This is a genomic window from Streptomyces sp. a15 (assembly GCF_059026085.1).
In genome coordinates this window covers 1-21,579 of record NZ_JBWLKM010000071.1, presented here as the reverse complement: position 1 = coordinate 21,579, position 21,579 = coordinate 1, and the positions used below count along the sequence as shown (strand labels likewise).

22 protein-coding genes and 1 pseudogene are annotated in these 21,579 nt (G+C 71.9%); 12 read left to right on the top strand and 11 right to left on the bottom strand.

The genetic code is table 11. From position 1 onward, the window contains the following. Positions 1-183 precede the first annotated feature (183 nt). Together AC5P09_RS40460 and AC5P09_RS40455 are read left to right on the top strand one after the other, a co-directional pair. A complete protein-coding gene (locus tag AC5P09_RS40460) occupies positions 184-546 on the top strand; it encodes a DUF1304 domain-containing protein (protein WP_493878715.1) in 363 nt (120 codons plus the stop codon). Next, positions 543-1,106, top strand: a complete 564-nt coding sequence (locus tag AC5P09_RS40455) for a TetR/AcrR family transcriptional regulator (protein WP_493878692.1) — start codon at positions 543-545, stop codon at positions 1,104-1,106. Before AC5P09_RS40460 ends, AC5P09_RS40455 begins: the two co-directional genes overlap by 4 nt. A gap of 4 nt (positions 1,107-1,110) precedes the next feature. On the opposite strand, the gene AC5P09_RS40450 is transcribed toward AC5P09_RS40455, so the two are convergent. Beyond that, positions 1,111-1,959: a hypothetical protein gene (locus tag AC5P09_RS40450; protein WP_493878691.1), complete on the bottom strand. Its 849-nt coding sequence runs from the start codon at positions 1,957-1,959 to the stop codon at positions 1,111-1,113. Positions 1,960-2,019: 60 nt separating this feature from the next. Further along, positions 2,020-2,997: a GlxA family transcriptional regulator gene (locus AC5P09_RS40445; protein WP_493878690.1), complete on the bottom strand. Its 978-nt coding sequence runs from the start codon at positions 2,995-2,997 to the stop codon at positions 2,020-2,022. A 71-nt stretch (positions 2,998-3,068) separates the two neighbouring features. Here AC5P09_RS40445 and AC5P09_RS40440 point away from each other — a divergent pair, with 71 nt between their 5' ends. Next, the gene (locus AC5P09_RS40440; RefSeq protein ID WP_493878689.1) at positions 3,069-4,019 is read left to right on the top strand and encodes an NADP-dependent oxidoreductase; all 951 of its coding nucleotides are present in this window, start codon (positions 3,069-3,071) and stop codon (positions 4,017-4,019) included. Positions 4,020-4,034: 15 nt separating this feature from the next. Here AC5P09_RS40440 and AC5P09_RS40435 read toward each other — a convergent pair whose 3' ends face one another. Together AC5P09_RS40435 and AC5P09_RS40430 are read right to left on the bottom strand one after the other, a co-directional pair. Then, entirely contained in the window at positions 4,035-5,141 is a 1,107-nt protein-coding gene (locus AC5P09_RS40435; RefSeq protein WP_493878688.1) for an NAD(P)-dependent alcohol dehydrogenase, read from the bottom strand. Between the two features lie 25 nt (positions 5,142-5,166). Beyond that, positions 5,167-6,621, bottom strand: a complete 1,455-nt coding sequence (locus tag AC5P09_RS40430; RefSeq protein WP_493878687.1) for an aldehyde dehydrogenase family protein — start codon at positions 6,619-6,621, stop codon at positions 5,167-5,169. A 103-nt stretch (positions 6,622-6,724) separates the two neighbouring features. Here AC5P09_RS40430 and AC5P09_RS40425 point away from each other — a divergent pair, with 103 nt between their 5' ends. Continuing rightward, complete coding sequence (locus AC5P09_RS40425) at positions 6,725-7,162, top strand: MarR family winged helix-turn-helix transcriptional regulator (protein ID WP_266451136.1); 438 nt, start codon at positions 6,725-6,727, stop codon at positions 7,160-7,162. Positions 7,163-7,296: 134 nt separating this feature from the next. Continuing rightward, positions 7,297-7,677, top strand: a complete 381-nt coding sequence (locus AC5P09_RS40420) for an anti-sigma factor antagonist (RefSeq protein ID WP_266451135.1) — start codon at positions 7,297-7,299, stop codon at positions 7,675-7,677. A 20-nt stretch (positions 7,678-7,697) separates the two neighbouring features. Here the strand turns inward: AC5P09_RS40420 and tuf are convergent, their stop codons facing one another. Continuing rightward, positions 7,698-8,891 (bottom strand): elongation factor Tu, encoded by a 1,194-nt coding sequence (gene tuf / locus AC5P09_RS40415; protein ID WP_493878686.1) that lies wholly within the window; start codon positions 8,889-8,891, stop codon positions 7,698-7,700. A gap of 77 nt (positions 8,892-8,968) precedes the next feature. Continuing rightward, on the bottom strand, positions 8,969-9,922 hold the full coding sequence (locus AC5P09_RS40410; protein WP_493878685.1) for a ribose-phosphate diphosphokinase: 954 nt from the start codon (positions 9,920-9,922) through the stop codon (positions 8,969-8,971). A 200-nt stretch (positions 9,923-10,122) separates the two neighbouring features. On the opposite strand from AC5P09_RS40410, the gene otr(A) reads away from it, so the two are divergent. Next, positions 10,123-11,985 carry a tetracycline resistance ribosomal protection protein Otr(A) gene (gene otr(A), locus AC5P09_RS40405; protein ID WP_493878684.1) on the top strand — a complete coding sequence of 621 codons (1,863 nt, stop codon included), beginning with the start codon at positions 10,123-10,125 and terminating at the stop codon, positions 11,983-11,985. 174 nt (positions 11,986-12,159) lie between these two features. Next, positions 12,160-12,822 (top strand): DUF4230 domain-containing protein, encoded by a 663-nt coding sequence (locus AC5P09_RS40400; protein WP_493878683.1) that lies wholly within the window; start codon positions 12,160-12,162, stop codon positions 12,820-12,822. Here the strand turns inward: AC5P09_RS40400 and AC5P09_RS40395 are convergent. Both AC5P09_RS40395 and AC5P09_RS40390 read right to left on the bottom strand, forming a co-directional pair. Beyond that, positions 12,823-13,435 (bottom strand): annotated as a pseudogene (locus AC5P09_RS40395) (complex I subunit 5 family protein); the annotation flags it as partial. A gap of 63 nt (positions 13,436-13,498) precedes the next feature. Further along, positions 13,499-13,732: a monovalent cation/H+ antiporter complex subunit F gene (locus AC5P09_RS40390; RefSeq protein ID WP_493878682.1), complete on the bottom strand. Its 234-nt coding sequence runs from the start codon at positions 13,730-13,732 to the stop codon at positions 13,499-13,501. Positions 13,733-14,084: 352 nt separating this feature from the next. Between AC5P09_RS40390 and AC5P09_RS40385 the strand changes: the two genes are divergently transcribed. After that, positions 14,085-14,735: a VanZ family protein gene (locus AC5P09_RS40385; protein WP_493878681.1), complete on the top strand. Its 651-nt coding sequence runs from the start codon at positions 14,085-14,087 to the stop codon at positions 14,733-14,735. 106 nt (positions 14,736-14,841) lie between these two features. Here the strand turns inward: AC5P09_RS40385 and AC5P09_RS40380 are convergent, their stop codons facing one another. The 3 genes from AC5P09_RS40380 to AC5P09_RS40370 all read right to left on the bottom strand — a co-directional run bounded on the left by AC5P09_RS40380 (position 14,842) and on the right by AC5P09_RS40370 (position 16,985). Then, on the bottom strand, positions 14,842-15,078 hold the full coding sequence (locus AC5P09_RS40380; protein ID WP_493878680.1) for a hypothetical protein: 237 nt from the start codon (positions 15,076-15,078) through the stop codon (positions 14,842-14,844). 43 nt (positions 15,079-15,121) lie between these two features. Continuing rightward, positions 15,122-15,751 (bottom strand): hypothetical protein, encoded by a 630-nt coding sequence (locus AC5P09_RS40375; protein ID WP_493878679.1) that lies wholly within the window; start codon positions 15,749-15,751, stop codon positions 15,122-15,124. A gap of 424 nt (positions 15,752-16,175) precedes the next feature. Next, positions 16,176-16,985 (bottom strand): SDR family oxidoreductase, encoded by an 810-nt coding sequence (locus tag AC5P09_RS40370; RefSeq protein ID WP_493878678.1) that lies wholly within the window; start codon positions 16,983-16,985, stop codon positions 16,176-16,178. A 168-nt stretch (positions 16,986-17,153) separates the two neighbouring features. On the opposite strand from AC5P09_RS40370, the gene AC5P09_RS40365 reads away from it, so the two are divergent. From AC5P09_RS40365 to AC5P09_RS40350, 4 genes are all read left to right on the top strand, one after another. Further along, entirely contained in the window at positions 17,154-18,191 is a 1,038-nt protein-coding gene (locus AC5P09_RS40365; protein ID WP_493878714.1) for a PHP domain-containing protein, read from the top strand. A 53-nt stretch (positions 18,192-18,244) separates the two neighbouring features. Continuing rightward, positions 18,245-18,901, top strand: a complete 657-nt coding sequence (locus AC5P09_RS40360; RefSeq protein WP_493878677.1) for an HAD family hydrolase — start codon at positions 18,245-18,247, stop codon at positions 18,899-18,901. A gap of 45 nt (positions 18,902-18,946) precedes the next feature. Beyond that, positions 18,947-20,128 (top strand): FUSC family protein, encoded by a 1,182-nt coding sequence (locus AC5P09_RS40355; protein WP_493878676.1) that lies wholly within the window; start codon positions 18,947-18,949, stop codon positions 20,126-20,128. A gap of 293 nt (positions 20,129-20,421) precedes the next feature. Further along, a complete protein-coding gene (locus tag AC5P09_RS40350) occupies positions 20,422-21,420 on the top strand; it encodes an SDR family NAD(P)-dependent oxidoreductase (protein WP_493878675.1) in 999 nt (332 codons plus the stop codon). Positions 21,421-21,579 lie beyond the last annotated feature (159 nt).

Here is a 21,579-nt window from a genome sequence, read left to right as displayed (position 1 = left end):
AGCTTATCGGGTTTGAACCCGAAAGGATCAACCTCGACCACCCGGCGGAGGTGAGGGTTCCGTCACTCTCCGAAACAGGAACCCCCACATCGACAAATCCCTTTACGCACCTGTGGAGTCCCGATATTTCATGGACGACTGTCCAGCTATAGTGGACACCCGTCCATGAAACAGAGGCAGCACATGGAGATCCTGGCGAACGTGCTGGTCGGCCTGGTGGCCGCGTTGCATGCGTACATCCTCGTGCTGGAGGTGTTCCTGTGGCAGAAGAAGCCCGGCAGGGCGCTGCACGGGTTCGATCGGGAGATGGCCGCGGCGACCGCGCCGATGGCCGCCAACCAGGGGCTCTACAACGGGTTTCTCGCGGCGGGGCTGGTGTGGGGGCTGGTCGCCTCGGATCCCACCGGGTTCCGTGCGCAGGTGTTCTTCCTGGGGTGTGTGGTGGTCGCCGGTGTGTTCGGCTCGGTCACCGCGAACCGGCGCATCCTATTCGCGCAGGCCCTGCCGGGCGCGCTCGCCCTGGGCGCCGTCCTGCTCGCCCGGTGAGCCGGGACACCCCGCAGGACCCGCGGACCGCGCGCACCCGGGCGCGGCTGCGGCAGGCCCTCCTCGACGAGTGCGCCGACCGCCCCTTGGAGGAGGTCGGCGTGGCCGCGCTGGTGCGCCGGGCCGGGGTCGGGCGGGCCACGTTCTACGTCCACTACGACGGCCTGGAGGCGCTGGCCGTCGACGCCTGCGCGGACGTCGTACGGGAGGCCGTGGACGCCCTGCACGCCTGGCGCGGCCGGCCCGACCCGGTGCACGCGCCGCCCGCGCTGGCCGAGTTCTTCGACTCGCTCGCTCCGCGCGCCGCGCTGTACCGCACGCTGCTGACCCCGGGTGGCGGTGGCCCTCTGGGCCGGGTGCTGCACCGGGACCTGCGCGCCTACAGCCTGCGCGAGCGCGAACTCGCGGGCGCGGCCGACGCCCCGCTGGTCGCCTCGGCCGTCGCCGCCACCTTCGCCGGTGTCCTGGCCGACTGGCTGCACGGGCTCCTCGAAGCAGACGCCCGGGACATCGCCGACCAGGTCTGGCAGTTGCTGGTCGCCCTGCACGCCAGCAGGTGAGCGGTCACTTACACCCCACCATCCGCTTCGTGACGGGCCAGGCCTCCACGCCGTCGGATGTGCGGACGTAGGCGACGGACCGATCGTCCGTGAGCCACAACTCCTGGTCACCCAGGCGGTATCCGGTGTCGCGGGCGCCATCGGGCATACGGACGTCCCCGTGGTACGGGGTGGTCAGCGCGTCGCTCTCGAACACCGACTCGGGATCGCGGACGTACTGCCGCCGGTCCTCGCCCCGGCCCAGGGACAGGAAGTGCGCGCTCTGCCAGTCGCAGTGTTCCGGGCCGGCGTGGCTGCTGATGGTGGTGGTCGGGAGCCGGCGCCCCTGCCGGTCGGTCCAGATCTCGAATTCCTCGGAGTCGGTGAAACTCGCCGGGAGTTCGGCCGGGTCGCAGGAGGCGCTCGTCTCCGGGCCCCAACCCGGCCGGTGCTTCTGGTCCTTCGCGACGACGACCGCGACCTTGGTCCTGCCCTTCACGTCGAAGGAGAAGAGCGCGCGGTCGCCTTCCGTGCGCTCCAGGCGGTAGCCGGACCGGGGTATCTCCGGCTGCTCGATGTCGAAGTACAGCTTCAGCCCCTCCTCGGGTGTCGAACCGCCGTCCCCCTTGCCCCACGTCTCACCCTGGCCGCCCGAGTAGGCCTCGCCGTCGCACTCCAGCGCCCGTCCTGCCGCGCCCGACTCGTCGAGGGCGGCTTCCTCGCTGTCCTCGTCCAGGTCCCGTGTGGGCACGTACAGCGGGCCGCCATAGGGCGTGGCCGGGGCTGTCCCCTCGACGACCACGTCCTTCTCGGCACCGCACCCCATCGCCGCCGTCGCCGCCAGTACAGCCACTGCCACCAGCCTTGCGCGCATCCCCACCCCTGTCCGTCCGCCGTTGCTCCTGATCTCCGACGCGGCAGCGGTACGGAACGTTCAGCGCGCCGCCGTCTGGAACGTCCGCCGGTACGCCTGGGGCGAGACACCGATGGAGGCGTGCAGGTGCTGGCGCAGGGAGGCGCCCGTGGCGAAGCCGACCTGTCCGGCGATCTGGTCCACGGACAGGTCGGTGGCCTCCAGCAGGTGGCGGGCACGGGACAGGCGCTGCTGGATGAGCCAGCGGCCGGGGCTGAGGCCGACCTCCTCGTTGAAGCGGCGGGCGAAGGTGCGCAGGCTCATCCGGGCGTGGCCGGCGAGGTCGGCCAGGGTCAGGGGGTCGCCGAGACGCTCCAGGGCCCAGGCGCGGGTCGCGGCGGTACTCGCGGCGCCCTGTTCCGGGACCGGATGTTCGATGTACTGGGCCTGGCCGCCGTCCCGGAACGGCGGGACCACGCAGCGGCGGGCGACCGTGTTGGCCAGTTCGCTGCCGTGGTCCCGGCGGACCAGGTGCAGGCAGACGTCCACGCCGGAGGCGGCTCCGGCCGAGGTGAGGATCCGGCCGTCGTCGACGAAGAGCACGTCGGGGTCGAGGGCGATGTGCGGGTACCTGCGCCGGAAGTGGTCGGCCAGCTGCCAGTGGGTCGTGGCCCTGCGGCCGTCGAGCAGCCCGGCCGCGGCGAGGACGAACGCGGCCGTGCAGATGGAGACGATCCGCGCGTCGTGGCCGATGAGGGCGAGGGCGGCCACCACCTCGTCCGGGAGGTCAGCGGTCACCCAGTTGGGCGCGACGGGGGCGATCACCACGGTGTCGGCCGTGGCGAGGATCTCGGGGCCGTGTTCGACGCCGATGGTGAAGTCCGCGTTGCTGCGCACCGGGCGGCCGTCGACGCTGCAGGTCAGCACCTCGTACCGGCCGTCGGCCGCGCCGAAGATCCGGCTCGGGATGCCCAGCTCGAAGGGGTACACACCGTCCAGGGCCAGCACCACGACCCGCTCGACCCGCTCGGCCCCTTCGTCCCGCTCCAGATGCGTCATGGCACGATTCTATCGAAGGTTGGCAATCGTGCCATTTCCCGGACGGGCGGCTCCCGGCAGGCTGTTTCACCATGAGCACTGTGAACACGATGCGAGCGATCAGCCAGGACGTCCTCGGCGGTCCCGAGGTCCTGAAGCAGGTGGAGGTGGAGCGCCCGCGCCCGCGCCCCAACCAGGTACTGGTCAGGGTCCGCGCCGCCGGCCTCAACCCCACCGACTGGAAGCACCGGGCGACCGGCGGCTTCCTCGGCGAGCCGCCCTTCGTGCTCGGCTGGGACGTCTCCGGTGTGGTGGAGGCGGTCGGCATCGGGGTCGCCACCTTCAAGCCCGGCGACGAGGTGTTCGGCATGCTGCCGTACCCCTTCGGCCACGGCGCGCACGCCGAGTACGCCATCGCCCCGGTCCGCGCCCTCACCCACAAGCCGTCCGTCATCGACCACACCCAGGCGGGCGCGCTGCCGCTGGTGTCCCTGACGGCGTGGCAGGCCCTGGTGGAGAACGCGGATCTCCAGCCGGGGCAGCGGGTGCTGATCCACGCGGCGGCCGGCGGAGTCGGCCACGTGGCGGTGCAGATCGCCAAGGCGCGCGGCGCGTACGTGATCGGCACGGCCAGCGCGGGCAAGCACGACTTCCTGCGCGGGATCGGCGTGGACGAGGCGATCGACTACCGGGAGACGGACTTCGCCGAGGCCGTGAAGGACGTCGACGTCGTACTCGACACGCTCGGCGGCGAGACCTCCCTGAAGTCGCTGCGCGTGCTGCGGCCGGGCGGGCTCGTGGTGTCGATCCTGCCGGTCGGGTCGGACGACCTCTACGAGGAGGCCGAGCGGCTCGGCGTACGGGCCCTGAGGATGCTCGTGGACGCCGACCGGGCCGGGATGCGCGCGATCGCGGACCTCGTGGAGCAGGGGAAGCTGAGGGCCACGATCGCACGCGCCTTCCCGCTGGCCGATGCCGCCGAGGCGCATGCGCTGGGCGACACCGGCCGGACCACGGGAAAGCTGGTCCTCACGGTCGACTGAGCCAGGGAGTCAGGGTCAGAACGTGAGCACGGGCTTGATCGCCTTGCCCGCGCCCATGTCCCGTACCGCCTGGTCGATGTCCGCGAACGGATAGGTGCTGATCAGGCGGTGCAGCGGGAGCCGCCCTTCCTTCACCAGCTTGACCAGGGCGGGGATGAAGGTCTGCGTCTCGGCGTCGCCGAGGGTGAGGCCGACGACCCGCTTGCCGCCGAGCATCCCGTTCACGTCCAGGGCGACCTCGCTGCCGAACGGCGGGGCGCCGACGATGACAAGGGTGCCGCGGGCGGCGAGCGCGTCGACGCCCTGGCGCAGGACGCCGACGTTGCCGGTGGTCTCGACGACGCCGTCGGCGCCCTGGCCGCCGGTGATCTCGGCGAGTGCCTCGGCGAGGTCGGTCTCGCCCGCGTTGACGGTGTGGGTGGCCCCCAACTCCTTGGCCAGCGACAGGCGTTCGGCGACGCGGTCGACGGCGACGATCGTGGTGGCGGGGGTGAGGGCGGCGGCCATGACCGCCGAGAGGCCGACGGCACCGGCGCCGAGCACGACCACGGTGGAGCCGAGGGTCGGCTTCAGCACGTTCCACACGGCGCCGACGCCGGTCTGTACGCCGCAGCCCAGCGGGGCGATCGACTCCAGCGGTACGTCCGCGTCGACCTTGACGAGGCTGCGCTCGTCCACCAGGGCCCGCTCGGCGAACGAGGACTGGCCGAAGAAGTGCCCGCCGAGCGGCTCCCCGGCACGGCTGATGGTGCTGCTGCCGTCGGCCCGGCGGCCCCCGATGAGGTTCATCGGCAGCCAGGTTGCGCAGTACGCGGGGTGGCCGTCCCGGCAGTTGGGGCAGTCGCCGCAGGAGGTGAAGGACAGCACGACGTGGTCGCCGGGCGCGACCCCGGTGACGCCGGAGCCGACGGCCTCGACGACCCCGGCGCCCTCGTGGCCCAGTACGCCGGGCAGCGGGAAGGGCAGACCGCCGCTCGCCACGCCGAGGTCGGTGTGACACAGACCGGCCGCCACCATGCGGACGACCGCCTCGTGCGGGCCGGGCTCGTCGAGCTGGACGTCACTGAGGGTGAAGGGCGCTCCGCCGGACTCGACGACGGCGGCGCGGGTGGTGATGGACATCGTGGGAACTCCCTGGAGTGCGCGCTCAGTCGAGCGAGACGACGACGGACTTGACCCTGGTGTACGAGGCGAGCGCCTCGGTCCCGTACTCGCGGCCGAAGCCGGAGTCCTTGACCCCGCCGAACGGGACGGCCGGGTCGAGCATCGCCCAGTCGTTGACCCAGACGATGCCCGCCTGGAGCCGGTCGGCGATGCGGTGGGCGCGGGCGAGGTTCGAGGTCTGGACGCCCGAAGCCAGGCCGTACGGTGTGGAGTTGGCGAGCTGGACCGCCTCCTCCTCGGAGTCGAAGGGCTGCACGGTCAGGACGGGTCCGAAGACCTCCTCCTGGACGACCCGGGAGTCGTTCGGCAGGTCGGCGATCACGGTGGGCTTGTAGTAGTAGCCGCCGTCGAGGTCGAGGCGTTCGCCGCCGCAGACGATGCGGCCGCCCTCCTTGCGGGCGAGCTCGACGTACTCCTCGACCTTCTTGAGGTGCCGCTCCCCCGCCATCGGGCCGACGACGGTCTCGGGCTGCCGGGGGTCACCGAGCGGTACCCCGGGGACGGCCTCGGCGAGGATGCCGAGCATCGTGCTGTACACCGGGCGGGAGACCAGCAGCCGCGGGCCGCCCATGCAGAACTGTCCGGTGTTGAAGACGAAGCCCTTGATGACGGCGCCGACCGCCTTCTCCAGGTCGGCGTCCTCGAAGACGATGTGGGCCGCGTTGCCGCCGAGCTCCATGGTGACCGGCTTGAGGTTCTCGCCGGCGACGCTCGCGGCGTGCCGGCCGACGGCGGTGGAACCGGTGAAGGCGATCTTGTCGACGCCGCTGTGCCTGAGTAGGGCCTCGCCCGCCACCGGGCCGGAGCCGGTGACGACGTTGACCACGCCGTCCGGGACACCGGCGTCCCGCAGCAGCCCGGCCATGTAGAGGGCGCTGAGCGGGGTCTCGTCAGCGGGCTTGTGGACCACGGTGTTCCCGGCCGCGAGCGCCGGAGCGATCTTGGTGCCGGCCAGGACGAGCGGGAAGTTGAAGGGTGTGATCGCGGCGACCACGCCGAGCGGCTCGCGCTTGGTGTACGCGAGGGCGTTCAGGGGCGTGTCGCGGGTCGCGCCGTCCAGGGAGTGGGCGAGGGCGGCGAAGTGCTCGTAGTCGTTGGCCGCGTTCGTCACGTCGACGGCCTGGCACAGCGTGATCGGCTTGCCCACGTCCAGGCTCTCCAGCGCGGCGAGCTCGTCGGCGTTCTCCCGGATCAGCTGGGCGACCCGGTACAGGATCCGGCCCCGCTCACGGCCGCTCATCCCCGACCACCGGCCGTCGTCGAAGGCCTCGCGGGCGGCGCGTACGGCCGCGTCCACGTCGACCGCGCCGGCCTCCGCGACGGTGGTGACGACCGTGCCCCGGGACGGGTCGACCACCTCGGTGCGGGCGCCGTCGGCGGCCTCCCGCCACTGCCCGCCTATGAAGAGCCGTCCGGGTTCGATCTCGATGGTGGTCATCGCCACTCCTCAGCCTCATCGCCAAGATTTCAACCAACAGGATTCCTGTCTGTTCGCAGTCTCATTACAGACAGGTTTCCTGTCAATGCTCTAACCTGAAGTCATGCTCGACACCCAGGCAGTCAAGGCACCTCCGTCTCTCCTCTACATGGTGAAGCAGCTGGAGCTGGTCGTGCGATCGCACCTGGACGACCTGGTCAAACCCTCCGGGATCACCGCACTGCAGTACACCGCGCTCACCGTGCTGGAGCGGCACGACGGGCTGTCGGCGGCCCAGCTGGCCCGGGACTCGTTCGTCACCGCCCAGTCCATCGCCGATCTCGTACGGTCACTGGAGAACCGCGGACTGGTGCGCCGGGAGCGCAATCCCCGCAACCGCCGCGAGCTGCTGATCCTGCTGACCGACGCGGGCCGGGAGCTGCTCGCTCAGCACGCGGGGCCCGTGCGGGAGCTGGAGGAGCGGATGGTCCGGGAGCTCACGGCCCACCAGAGCGAGCAGTTCCGCCAGGCGCTCTCCAAGGCCTGGCACGCCCTGTCGTAAGGCTCCGTCGCATTTCGAAGACATATGTCAATCGAACATGCTCAAATTCACTCCATCGAGGGTAACTTGCAGGGCGGGGAACGGATTTGGGCGCACCCCTGCCCCTTCGGGAGCCGGTTGGAGGCGATGTCGTCGTGGAGCAGGTACCCACACCGCTCACCCGGCATCTGCGCGTCCACCAGGACCGAGGACACACGGTGCTGGAGTTCCGCGGGGAGATCGACATCGCCTCGGCGATGGAGATCATCCCGTACCTGGACCGGGTGACCGGGCGGTCCGACGCCCGCGTGGTGATCGACCTCAGCCGGGTCGAGTTCTTCGACTGCTCAGGGCTGCGGCTGCTGTACCGCGCCCGCAGCCGGGTGCTGGACAACGACGGCCGGCTGCTCCTGGTCTGCACGCATCCGCTCACGCTGCGCGTCCTGCGGGTCACCGGCCTGGCCCGGCTGCTGCCGCCGATGCCTACGCTGGACGCGGCCCTGGACCAGCCCGAGGCCACGTCCGGCTCCGTGTGACCGCGACTGGGTGACCGCGGCTAGGCGATGATCTTCGTGACCTGCCCCGCGCCGACCGTGCGACCGCCCTCGCGGATGGCGAACTTCAGCCCCTCCTCCATGGCGATGGGCTGGATCAGCTCGACGTGCATGGTCGTGTTGTCGCCCGGCAAGACCATCTCGGTGCCCCTGGGCAGGGTGACCACCCCGGTCACGTCGGTCGTGCGGAAGTAGAACTGCGGGCGGTAGTTCTCGAAGAACGGCGTGTGCCGGCCACCCTCGTGCTTCGACAGGATGTACGCCCGCGCCTCGAAGACCTTGTGCGGGGTCACGGAGCCCGGCTGGATGACGACCTGGCCGCGCTCGACGTCCTCCCGCTTCACACCGCGCAGCAGCAGACCGACGTTCTCGCCCGCCCGGCCCTCGTCGAGGAGCTTGCGGAACATCTCGATGCCGGTGACCGTCGTCCTCGTCTTCTGCTCGTGGATGCCGATGATCTCGACCTCCTTGTTGACGTGCAGGACGCCGCGCTCGATCCGGCCGGTGACGACGGTGCCGCGGCCGGTGATGGTGAAGACGTCCTCGATCGGCATCAGGAAGGGCCGGTCGATGTCCCGCACCGGCTCCGGCACGAACTCGTCGACGGCGGCGAGGAGTTCGAGCACCGAGGCACTCCACTCGGGGTCGCCTTCGAGGGCCCTGAGCGCGGAGACCTTCACCACCGGCACGTCGTCGCCCGGGAACTCGTACTCGGTCAGCAGCTCACGGACCTCCAGCTCGACGAGCTCCAGGATCTCCTCGTCGTCGACCATGTCCGTCTTGTTGAGGGCCACCACGATGTACGGGACGCCCACCTGCCGCGCCAGCAGCACATGCTCCTTGGTCTGCGGCATCGGTCCGTCGGTGGCTGCGACGACCAGGATCGCGCCGTCCATCTGGGCGGCGCCGGTGATCATGTTCTTGATGTAGTCCGCGTGTCCGGGACAGTCGACGTGCGCGTAGTGCCGGCGTTCCGTCTGGTACTCGACGTGGGCGATCGAGATCGTGATCCCGCGCTGCCGTTCCTCGGGCGCCTTGTCGATCTGGTCGAACGGCGTGTACGGGTTCAGGTCGGGGAACCGGTCGTGCAGCACCTTCGTGATGGCCGCCGTCAGGGTGGTCTTGCCGTGGTCGATGTGACCGATGGTGCCGATGTTCACGTGCGGTTTCGTCCGCTCGAACTTCGCCTTCGCCACTGCGAGCCCTCCTGAGCATCCGGGTGATGCCGAGCCTTGCCGCGCCGTGCTGCGAGCCGTGCCGTGCTCCTTCCTGTCTATTCGGTTCGCGGCGCGTCGAACAGGGCGCTGACGGACTCACCGTTGTGAATGCGGCGCACGGCCTCGGCGAGCGCCGGGGCGACGGTCAGGATCCGCAGCTTGTCCGTGCGCTCCTGCGCGGCGACCGGCACCGTGTTGGTGCACACGATCTCCAGTACGTCGGGCTGCTCGCCGATCCGCTTCAGCGCACCGTCCGCGAACAGCCCGTGCGTGCAGGCGACCCGGATCGAGCGCGGCCCCAACTCCCGCAGCCGGTCGAGGAGTTCGAGGACCGTACTGCCCTTGGCGATCTCGTCGTCCAGCACGATGACGTCCCGGTCGGCGACGTCGCCGATGACCGAGTTGATGCTGACCCGGTCGTCCGCGAACCGCTGCTTGGCGCCGGCGGCCACCTGGGCCCCGATCAGGCGGGCGAAGGCGGCGGCCTCCTTGGCGTTGCCGAGGTCCGGCGAGACGACGGTGGTGCGGGACAGGTCGTAGCGCCGGAAGTGCGCGGCGAGCTCGCGCAGCGCGTGCAGGTGGTCGACCGGGACCGAGAAGAACCCGTGGACCTGCGGCGAGTGCAGCGTCACCGCCAGGACACGGCTGGCACCGGCCGCCACCATCAGGTCAGCGACCAGCCGCCCGCCCAGCGAGATGCGGGGCGCGTCCTTCTTGTCGGAGCGGGCGTAGGAGTAGTGCGGCATGACGACGGTGATCCGGCCGGCCGACGCCCCGCGCGCCGCGTCGCACATCAGCAGCAGCTCGACCAGGTGCTCCTGGACCGGCTTGACCAGCGGCTGGATGAGGAACACATCCCGTTCCCGGCAGTTGGCCTGGAGCTGTACCTCCAGACAGTCGTTCGCGAACCGGCTGACCCGGGTAGGGCTGAGTGGCACTCCGAGATGCGCACAGACCTCCTGGGCCAGCTCGGGATGGGCACTCCCGCTGAACACGGCGATGTCTCGCACGATCCCGCTCCTCGCATGATCATTCCGGCTGCCGGGGCTCATGCTACGCACGATGCGAAAACCGGTTGCGGACCGTCCACGGGGACGGGTCATGATGGGCGCGTCCGTGTTCCCTCACGTCAGGACCCCTCGCATGCGCCGACTCCTCGACAACCCCCAGCGCCCCTACTGGACGACGGTTCTCGAGGACACGACCCCGCATGCACACCCTGAACATCGGAATTCTGGCCCACGTCGACGCCGGTAAGACCAGCCTGACCGAGCGGCTGCTGTTCGACCACGGCATGATCGAGCGGCTCGGCAGCGTGGACGCCGGCGACACCCGCACGGACGACGGGACGATCGAGCGGCAGCGCGGCATCACCATCCGCTCCGCCGTCGCCGCCTTCGCCGTCGGCGACACACAGGTCAACCTCATCGACACCCCCGGGCACTCGGACTTCATCGCCGAGGTGGAGCGCGCCCTGGAGGTCCTCGACGGCGCGGTGCTGCTGCTGTCCGCCGTGGAGGGCGTGCAGGCGCAGACCCGGGTGCTGATGCGGACCCTGCGGCGGCTGCGGCTGCCCACGCTGGTCTTCGTCAACAAGATCGACCGGGCGGGCGCCCGCTCCGACGCCCTGCTCGCCGACATCCGACGCCGGCTGACCCCGTACATCGCGCCGCTCACGGACGTGACGGGCCTCGGCACGGCCCGGGCCCGTGCGGTGCCTCTCCCGGCCGACCGGCGGCTGGCCGAGGCCCTCGCCGAGGTCGACCCGGGCGTCCTGGCCGCGGTCGTGGACGGCCCGGAGCCGACGCCGGACGAGCTACGCGAGGCCCTGGCCGCGCGCACCGCCGACGGCTCCTTCCACCCCGTCTTCTTCGGCTCGGCCCTCGGCGGCCAGGGCGTCGCCGAGCTGGTCGAGGGCGTGACCCGGCTGATCCCGCCGGCCCCCACGACACGGGACCGCGCACCGCGCGGCACGGTCTTCGCCGTACGGCCCGGTCCCGGCGGCGAACGGACGGCGTACCTGCGTCTCTACGACGGTGAGGTGACCCGGCACCAGCGCCTCACGTTCCTGCGGCGCGAGGCGGACGGCCGCACCACCGAGGTCTTTGGCCGGGTGACGCGCCTGGATGTCGTCGGCGGGTCGGAGCGGCTCACCGCCGGGAACATCGCGGCCCTCACCGGTGTCGCCGGCATCCGGGTGGGCGACCGCCTCGGCGATCCCCGAGGCGACCGCGCCCCGCAGTTCGCGCCGCCGACACTGGAGACCCTCGTCAGGTCCCGCCACCCCGAACACGCGGCCCCCCTCCGCAAGGCCTTGCTCGCCCTCGCCGACCAGGACCCCCTGATCCACGCCCGCCCCGCGGCCTTGGGCGCCACGGCACTGCTCCTCTACGGCGAGGTCCAGATGGAGGTCCTCGCGGCGACGCTCGCCGAGGACTTCGGTATCGAAGCCGACTTCGAGCCGGGCCGGGTCCGGTTCCTGGAGCGGCCGGCCGGCGTCGGCGAGGCCACGGAGGAACTGCCGTGGCACGACCGGACCCGCTACTGGGCGACGATCGGGCTGCGCGTGGAGCCGGGGCCGCGCGGCTCGGGCGGGGTGTTCACCTACGAGACGGAACTCGGGGCGCTCCCCCGCGCCTTCCACCAGGCCATCGAGGAGACGGTCCACGCGACCATGGCCACCGGCCTGTGCGGGGCACCCGTCACGGACTACCGGGTCACGCTGACCCGGTCCGGTTTCTGCGCGCCGGTCAGCACCGCCGCCGACTTCCGCGGACTCACACCGATCGTGCTGCGCCGGGCGCTCGAGCAGGCGGGGACCCGGCTGTACGAGCCGTACCACGCCTTCGAGGCGGAGGTCCCACTGGACGCGCTGGCGCCGGTCACGGCTCAACTGGCGTCTGTTGGGACGGAGTTCACGGGGACCACGGGCGGGTCCACGGCCTGGCTGATCACCGGGAAGCTGCCGGCCCGGCGGGTGCGCGAGGTCGAGCTGCGGCTGCCTGGGCTGACACACGGCGAGGGGGTGTGGTGGTCGCGGCCGTCGGGTGACCGCGAACTCAAGTCGCATTAGGCCGAGTTCCTACCAGTCTGCGCTCATCCAGGGTCTGTCTCCAGGCGCGCCGACAGGGGGCTTGTTGACGCCAGTGCGCCCTCCCTGCCTCCGTCAGCGGTCTCAATCGGCCAACGAAGCGGTCTGCCAAGGGCATTGAGGGGAATTCGAACAGTAGGAAGGAGGGCCGTCGCCATGACGACTCCCATCAGGCGCGTGTCCACACGCATGCCGGGCTGGGCGAAGGTGGTGAGCGCCGTAGTGCTGGTGCTCGTCGTGTTCTTCGCAGGGATCCGGCTGAGCGTGCTGCCAGGCCTCAAGGACCTGTTCGGCACGGAGACGCACGACCGTTCGGGCCCCGCACTTCTCGAGTCCATCCAGGACATCAGCCGTTACGACGCCGCCTCCGGCAACTTCCAGATCGTCGTCGACCTGGAGAAGGACACCAAGTACCTGCCCGACGCGATCCGCGGCTCCCGCACCCTGTACGTCGGGGCGGGCACCGTCGACGCCTATGTCGACCTCGGCAAGGTCGGCAAGAACGACGTGACGGTCAACGACGACCGTACGTCCGCCACCCTCCGGCTGCCGCACGCACAACTCGGCAAGGCGGCCCTCGACGCCGACCGCTCCTACGCCGTCTCCAAGCAGCGCGGTCTCCTCGACCGACTCGGCGACCTCTTCTCCGACAACCCCAACAGCGAACAGGCCGTGCAGAAACTCGCGATACGGCACATCAGCGAGGCGGCGAAGGACAGTGAGCTGACCAAGCGCGCCGAAACGAACACCACGACCATGCTGAAGGGCCTGCTGGGTTCCCTCGGCTTCAAGAAGGTGGAGGTCAGCTACGGCACCTGATCAGGCGCCGAGGATCCCCGGCAGGGAGAGAGCGCCGAGCACGGTGGCACCGACCAGCACCCAGGCCCCGTAGTCGCCGACGTGCCGGACTGCAGGCGCCTGAGCGGCAGCGCCCAGTCCGGTGCGCCGAGCAGCCCCGGCCGGGTGACGGCCGTGGCCGCGAGGCCCACGGCCGGCGCGGTCGAGGCCAGGCCCAGCAGGATGCCGGCCGGGGACCCGGCTTCGTTCACGGCGTGGGACACCACGTCGGCGAAGCCGGGTGCCACGCCGACGGCGAGCGCCCCGGCGAGCAGTACCGCGGGCACGGCCGTCATGGTGTCCGGGATCCGGCGCAGCCTGTGCCGGGTCTCGGGCCGCTCCCCCGAGCCGGTCGTCTCGTACGCGTGCCCGTCTTCCGGAGGGGAGCCGAGGCCGAAGAAGACCCGCCCGGCAACCCGCAGCACCCTCCGGCGGTGACCGCGGTCGCCACGACGTAGAGCACGGTGAGCCGGCCGCCCACGGCCTCCTCGGTGACGGACTTGCCGAGCGCCGTACCGAAGGGCGGCAGACCGGCGAGGCCCAAGGCTCCCGCGACGAAGAGCACGGCGACGCCCCGCAGTTCGCGGCCCCTCCCCGCGATCAGCAGTGCCCCGACGATCAGGAGCTTGGCCATGGCGCGGCTCGGCCCGGTGGCCACTCACAGGGCGAGCACGACGGCCGCGCCGACGCCGACCGCCGCACAGGTCACTCCCCAGGCGCGCGGCGGGTCCTCGGCCGGCTCGTCGGCGAGCAGACGGGCGAAGACGAGCGTGCCGACCGGGCCCAGCAGCGCGAGGACCAGGGCGAGATCGACGTAGGACGAGCGGTCGTAGCCCTGGGAGAGCAGCAGGCGGGCGGGGCAGGCGAGGGCCGTGGACAGGTTCTGTGCCACGACCCGGCGTCGCAGCGGTCCGTTCGCGACGCCCCACAGTGCGGCTCCCAGGCCCGCGCCGAGCGTGACGGCCGCCGCGGCACCTCCAGCCGTTCACCGGCCGGTCACCGCCCGCCGAGCTCCAGCGTGCCGACCGCGCTGATGAACATCAGCCGGAGGACGGCAGGCGCGGCCCACCAGGACAGCAGCTCGGCCATGGTTCGGAGCGTCGCACGCCGGGTCTCAGCCGGAGTGCCCCGGCCGGACGAAGGAGAACGGCGGGCGGACCGGCCCGAGGCGGCTCGGCGGCATTCTCGGCCGGTTCGCGGGTAATCGCCTTACGACGCAGGGAAGTTGAAGACTGGAGGACCGCATGGCCCGTACAGCCTCACGTCCACGTACCGCTTTACGCCTGCGTACCACCAAGTCCGGCAAGTTCGGCAAGGACAGCAAGGACAGCAAGGACACGAAGCCGGAGAAGGCCGCCAAGCCCGCCAAGGCGGCCGAGGCCAAAACCGCCAAAACCGCCAAGACCGGCAAGGGCGCCAAGGCCGAGCGCGGGTCGGCCCGGCGCGAGCGGCATTCCGTGCCGTTTCCCCTCCGCCTGCTGGCGATGCTGTGCGCGTTCGCGGTGATGGTGGCGTTCGCCGTCGTGCTGGCCCGGCTGACCCTGGAGCCCTCCCCCGCCTCGGAGGCACTGACGCACACCAACATGCGGCCGGGGCGCTCCCTGCGCGCCTATCTGGACCAGCCCGCGCTGCGGGACGCCGTCAAGCAGATCGGCGGGAACCTGCTGCTGGGCGTCCCGTTCGGCGTCCTGGTCCCCGTCGTCGCCCCGCGGACCCGCGGGATGCTGCGGGTGCTCCTGCTGACGGCGACCGTGATGCTCCTGGTGGAGTTCGCCCAGGGCGCGCTGATCACCGGCCGGGCCTTCGACATCGACGACGTCATCCTCAACACGACCGGTGCCCTGGTGGGCTACCTCCTGCTGGGTCGGCGGCTGAGCCGGGCCGTGCACAGCTGAGGCCGAGAGGGGGGTGGGTGGCGGGTGCCTGGCCCCGCCACCCACCCTCCCAACTCCTGGTAGTACCAAGGTATTGACGCGGCGACCCGGACGCCTCCGCCGCCGGTCAGTGCCGGGTCCAGGTGAACTTGTCGCCGCCCACCCAGCGGACCACCTCCGGGTCGTCCAGGTCGTGGACGGTGATGCCGAACGCGGCGGCGGCCTCCAGGACGTCGGTGACGGCCCTCGCCTCACCGACCATCTGGCCGTCGATCTCCACGATCCGGAAGGGCGGCGTGGTCGGCTGGACCCCGAGCACCAGGATCCGCGGATGAGCGATGTGAGGTGTCGCGCTTTCGGTCATGTATCGAGCGTAGAACGCAACCCGCGGAAGGGCTGCGTTCGTGTCACCCGCCCAGCAGGTCGAGCACCGCCGCCTCGACCGCTCCTTGGGTGGCCGGCCGCCCGAAGTTCCCGTGTTCGCCCAGCCGGGTGAGCACGGGCGCGATAGTCCTCCCCTCCTCGAACAGCTCGAAGACCCGCGGGTCGATGTAGGAGGCCCGGCACACCGCGGGGGTGTTGCCCAGGTAGTGGCTGACCTCGCGCACCGCCCGGCTGGTCTGCCACCGCCGGGGTGGCGCGGGCGGCCTCGGCGGTGACGGAGAGCACGACGCCGGCCAGGAGGTGGCGTGCCAGGTGCGGAAGTCCATGGCCGTGATGTCGGTGCCGGCCAGCCGGCGCAGCGCCTCGTTCAGGTCCCCGCCGTGCAGCTCGCGCCAGGCGCCACGCTCCCAGTACACGAGCAGCCGGTCCCCGCCGCGCGGCCGCCGCAACAGCGCTCGTACGACGGCCAGGGCCTGGTCGTCCACGAGCGCCCGGACGATGTCGGTGCCGCCCTTGGCCGGATAGCTGAAGGTGGTCTCGTCGCGGCGGCAGGTGACGTGCTCGCGCAGCATCGTGGTCAGGCCGTAGGTCTCGCTGTAGTGGGTGTGCCGGTCGCTGCCGATCCGGAAGAAGCCGAGGTCGAGCAGGCGCACCGCGCAGGCCCGTGACCCGCTCGCGGCTCAGCCCGCGCCCGCCGAGGTCGGCGGCGACCCGCTCCCGCAGCTGTGGCAGGGCGCGGGCGACCTCGCGGACGTGTTCGTGCTTGGCCTGCTCCTGCTGGGCGCGGAACCGCTCGTGGTACAGGTACTGGCGGCGTCCGGCGGCGTCGGTGCCGACCGCCTGGAGATACCCGCCCGGCCAGGGACAGATCCACACGTCGCACCAGGCGGGCGGGATGGTCAGGGCGCGGATCCGGGCGAGCTGCTCGGGGTCGGTGAGCGGCTCGCCGGTCGTGTCCCGGTAGCGGAAGCCGCGGCCGCGGCGATGGGGGTCCCCCCGCTCGAGCGAAGCCGAGAGTGGGGGAGGGTGAAGCCGGGACGGTCGCAGGAGCTGGTGCGCAGCCTCACGGGCGCGGCCTCAAGGACGCCTCCAATCGTCGCTGCCCAGGTGCGAGCCGGCCTGGGGGCCCATCCGGAGCATGCCGCCGTCGACGCTCCAGGAGGCGCCGGTGACGTACGAGGCGTCGGGGCCGGCGAGGAAGGCGATCACCGCCGCGACTTCACGGGCGTCGCCGGGTCGGCCGAGCGGGACGCCGGGGCGTTCCTCGGTGTGCGGGTCGGTGTCCTCCTGGCCGGTCATGGGCGTGGCGATCTCGCCGGGAGCCACCGCGTTGACGGTGATGCCGTACTCGGCGAGCTCCAGGGCCATCACCTGGGTGAGGAGGCCGAGGCCGCCCTTGGCCGCGCAGTACGGGGCGGCGCCGACCCGCGGCTGGTGTTCGTGGACGGAGGTCACGTTGACGATCCGGCCTCCGCCGCCCTGCTGGATCATGTGCCGGGCCGCCTTCTGACCGCACAGCAACGGGCCGACCAGGTCGACGTCGATGACCTCGCGGACGTCGTCGAGCTCCAGGTCGAGGAACGGCGTCATGGTGCCCGTACCGGCGCTGTTGACCAGGACGTCGAGGCGGCCGAGCCGGTGGCACAGCTCGTCGACGGTGCCGGCGGCGGTGGGCAGCCGGGTGAGGTCCATCTGGGTCACGGCCGCCCGCTGCCCGTGGGTGCGGACCTCCTCGGCGGTCTCCTCGGCGCCCTTGAGGTCGCTGTGCCAGGTGATGCCGATGTCCATCCCCGCCCGGGCCAGGCGGACGGCGGTGGCCTTGCCGATGCCGGAGTCGGCGCCGGTGATCACGGCCACCTTGCTGCGGGGTGCGGTGGGGGCGGACATGACAGGCCTCCTCGTGGACGCGGGCGAGGGCGATGAGGCATCGCAGTACCCGGCCACGTACCGGACAAACCGCCCGCAGGTCGGACGGCCGCGGCTTTCGGTGTGCGGCCCACCTCGCCCTGGGGAACTCTGGAGGAGCCGATGGCGGATCTGATGCAGGAGGTGGCGATGGATCCCGTGGCGGCCCTGGAGCGGATCGGCTTCCTGCTGGAGCGGGGCCGGGCCCCGACATACCGGGTGCGTGCCTTCCGCAGCGCGGCCCGGGTGCTGGCCGCGCTGCCCGAGGGCGAGATGCGCGAGCGGGCGGACGCGGGGACGCTGGAGACCCTCAAGGGCGTCGGTCCCAGGACGGCACAGGTGGTGCGCGAGGCGCTGGACGGCCGGCTGCCCGGATACCTGGAGAAGCTGGAGAGCGAGGCCGCGGCGCCGCTGGCCATGGGCGGCGAACGACTGCGGGCGCTGCTGCGCGGAGACTGCCATCTGCATTCCGACTGGTCGGACGGCGGCAGCCCGATCGAGGAGATGGGCCGGGCGGCGGCCGAACTGGGCCACGAGTGGGCGGTGCTCACCGACCACTCGCCGCGGCTGACCGTGGCGCGCGGACTGTCGCCCGAGCGGCTCCGCGAACAGTTGGAGGTGGTCGCGGAACTCAACGAGACCTGGGCGCCGTTCCGCCTCCTCACCGGCATCGAGTGCGACATCCTCGACGACGGCTCGCTCGACCAGGAACCGGAGCTGCTGGAGCGGCTCGACGTCGTGGTGGTGTCCGTGCACTCCAAGCTGCGGATGGACGCCCGCTCGATGACCCGCCGCATGGTGGCCGCCGTACGTGATCCGCACGCCGACATCCTCGGGCACTGCACGGGACGGCTGGTGACGGGACGGGGGCGGCCCGAGTCGGAGTTCGACGCGGACGAGGTGTTCGCCGCGTGTGCCGAGTCCGGTACGGCCGTGGAGATCAACAGCCGGCCCGAACGCCTCGACCCGCCGCGGCGGCTGCTCGGCCGGGCCCTGGAGGCGGGGGTGCTGTTCTCGGTCGACACCGACGCGCACGCGCCCGGCCAACTGGACTGGCAGATCCACGGATGTGCGCGCGCCGAGGAGTGCGGCGTGCCCCCTGAACGGGTCGTCACCACGTGGTCCGTGGAGGAACTGCTGGCGTGGAGCCGGCAGGGCCGGGTGCCGGACCGAGTGGCGAGCACCTGAGGTGGTACTCGTGCGCTCCTCGTGCGCCGAGCGAACACAGGAAGGACGGGCGGATGGAACGGGCGGCCGTGTTCGACGTCGACGGGACCCTCGTCGACACCAATCACCTCCATGTGACGACCTGGTGGGAGGCCTTCCGGCAGGCGGGCCACCGGGTGCCGATGCACGCAGTCCACCGGGCCGTGGGCCTCAGCTCCGCCGACCTCGTCGCCCATCTGCTCGGCGACGACCGGGACAAGGACCAGGACGCGCGGCTGAGCGCCGCCCACAAGGCCCTGTACGGCCAGTACTTCGACCGGCTGCCCGCCCTCCAGGACGCCGGGCGCCTGCTGCGGCGCCTGGATCAGCGCGGCTGGCGGGTGGTGCTGGCGACGTCCGCGAGCGGCGCGGAACTCGACGCCCTGCGGCGGGCGATCGACGCGGACGACGCGATCGCCGCCACCGCGAGCGCCGACGACGTCGAGGCGGGCAAGCCCGCCCCCGAATCCGTCCAGCACGCCCTGGACCTGGCCGAAGTACCCGCCGAACGGGCCGTGTTCGTCGGTGACACGGTCTGGGACATGCGCGCGGGCTCCCGGGCCGGAGTGCGCTGCGTCGGCGTCCTGTGCGGCGGCATTCCGCGCGCGGACCTGGAGGAGGCGGGCGCCGCGGCGATCTACGCCGATCCGGCCGACCTGCTGGCGTCGTTGGCCGAGAGTCCCCTGGGCTGAGCTGCCCGGATGTGAGGGGCCGCGCCGCGGGGATACCCACCCGGCATGATCCGTGTGAGAGATGGGGTACGCGTGCGCTCCGCCCGCCCGGCCGACGCCCTGCGGCGGGAGGCACACGTCGTGAGCGGGGCCGTCCTGGCGGCCTGGCGCGGCCCCGGCCGGGAACGCGACCTGGTCGTGCAGTCGCTGAAGGCCGCCGTGGCGGCGCTGCTCGCCTGGTATGTGGCGAGCGACTGGCTGAGCGACCCGATGGCCCTGATGGCGCCCTGGGTGGCCCTGGTGCTGGTGCAGGCCACGGTCTACAGCTCGCTCAGGCAGGCCGCGCAGCAGTTCACGGCGATCTGCGCCGGGGCGCTGCTGGCGTCGGCGGCACAGTGGCTCACCGGCGACACACTGGGCGCGCTGGCACTGTCCGTACCCGTGCTGATGCTCCTGTCGAACTGGCACCGCTTCGGCGACCAGGGCATCTACGGGGCGACCACCGCGGTGTTCACCCTCGCCGCCGGCACGGTCACCGCGTCGGCGGTCGGTCACCGGGTGGGTCAGGCGGCGCTGGGCGCGGTCATCGGGGTCGCGGTCAACGCGCTCGTTCTGCCGCCGATCCACCTGCGGGACGTACGGGAGAACCTGGCGGCGCTCGCCGGGGAGACGGGCGACCTGCTGCACACCGTCGCCGCCGATCTGCGGGAGGCCGAGTGGGACACGCAGTCCGCCGCCGACTGGTCGAGTGGCGCCGCACGGCTGGAGCGGCGGCTGGACGCGCTGTGGTCGGCCCGCGGCTGGAGCCAGGAGAGCCTGCGCTTCACCTACGGCCCGCTCCGGGCCCTTCACCGGGTCCCGCCGAGCGTCCCGCCCCCCGAGGAGGACGAGCGCTGGAGCCGTATCACCGGGCACATCGGAGCACTGACCCGGGCGCTGGCGGTGGCGGCCGACGGCGACCGGACGCCCGCCCCGCCCGACGGCTCCGTCCTGCGCTCGTACGCTCGTCTCCTGGAGCTCATCGGGGACGCGTGCCACGCGGAGCGGGACCGTCTGGTGGGCACCGGCGAGCAAGCGCGTTCGGCCGATGAGAACGAGGAGGCGATGTGGGAGCTGCACGAGCGGCTGCGCAAAGGGCTGCGCGAGCACGCCGAGCAGGACCTCACTCGTACGGTCGTCCTGGGCACCCTGCTGCTGCAGGCGGAGAACCTCTGGGACGAGGCCGTTCCGGGCGCCGGGCGCTCGTGACACGGATCACCCCGCCGCGCGGCGCACGACGGAACATCCACGGGTGGTTGCCCGTTAAACAGACCGTGGGTGTGGATGGGACAGTGTCCCCGGGCCTCACCTTTTGCCCACAGGGACGATCGTTCGGCTGAAGCCCTGTGGAGCCTTTCGCCGGGAGGCGACCGCCATCCGCGCCCACACCTGAGCCAGCCCCGACCGTGATTCCCCCGTCCGGTCGGGGCTTCCCCTTTTCCTCAGCGGGTCCGCCGGTCGGGCTTGACTTCGAGAGCACTCCAATTCGCAGCGTTCCGGGCATGAGCACTGCCAGCACCGCACAGCGCAAGATCGGCTCGGGCTTCGGCGCCCACAGCACCGCCGGCGACGTCCTGGCCGGTATCGATCTCGCCGGACAGCTCGCCCTCGTCACCGGCGGCTACTCCGGCCTCGGCCTGGAGACCACGCGGGCACTCACGAAGGCCGGCGCCCGGGTCGTGGTCCCCGCCCGGCGCCCCGCCGCCGCCCGGGAGGCGCTGGCCGGCCTCGACGGTGTCGAGGTGGAGAAACTGGACCTGGGCGACCTGGAGAGCGTGCGCGCCTTCGCGGAACGGTTCCTGACCTCGGGCCGCACCCTCGACTTCGTCATCGGCAACGCCGGGATCATGGCCTGCCCCGAGACCCGGACCGGGCCGGGCTGGGAGGCGCAGTTCGCCACGAACCACCTGGGCCACTTCGCCCTCGTCAACCGCCTGTGGCCGGCCATCGAGCCGGGCGGCGCCCGGGTGGTCTCCGTGTCCTCGCGGGGCCATCACTTCTCCGGCGTCCGCTGGGACGACATCGACTGGCGGCGCGGCTACGACAAGTGGCAGGCGTACGGCCAGGCGAAGACGGCGAACGTCCTGTTCGCCGTCCACCTCGACCGGCTCGCCCGGGACCGCGGTGTCCGCGCCTTCTCCCTGCACCCCGGCGGCATCCTCACTCCCCTCCAGCGGCATCTGCCGAGGGAGGAGATGGTCGCGAACGGCTGGATCGACGAGGTCGGCCACCCGGTCCCGCAGCAGGGCATGAAGACCCCGCAGCAGGGCGCCGCCACCCAGGTCTGGGCCGCGACCTCGCCCCAGCTGTCCGGCCTGGGCGGCGTCTACCTGGAGGACTGCGACATCGCCGAACCGGCCCCCGCCGACGGCGAACGCACCGGTGTCAAGGACTACGCCGTCGACCCGGACCAGGCGGCACGCCTGTGGGAGCTGTCGGCGCGGCGCACGGGCGTCGACGCCTTCGCCGACCAGGGACAGCCCGACCTGGGGCCGGCCTAGGGGGTGTCTCGAAAGTCCTGTGCGGTGCCCGCGGTGTCCGGTGCGTGCTCTCGGTGTGCCGGACGGAAGGCCCCGTCGATGACCCGGACGTACTTGGGCTTTCGGCCGGTGCGGCGAGAGTGCGTGCCGGGCGCCGTGGGTGCTGTGCGGGACTTTCGA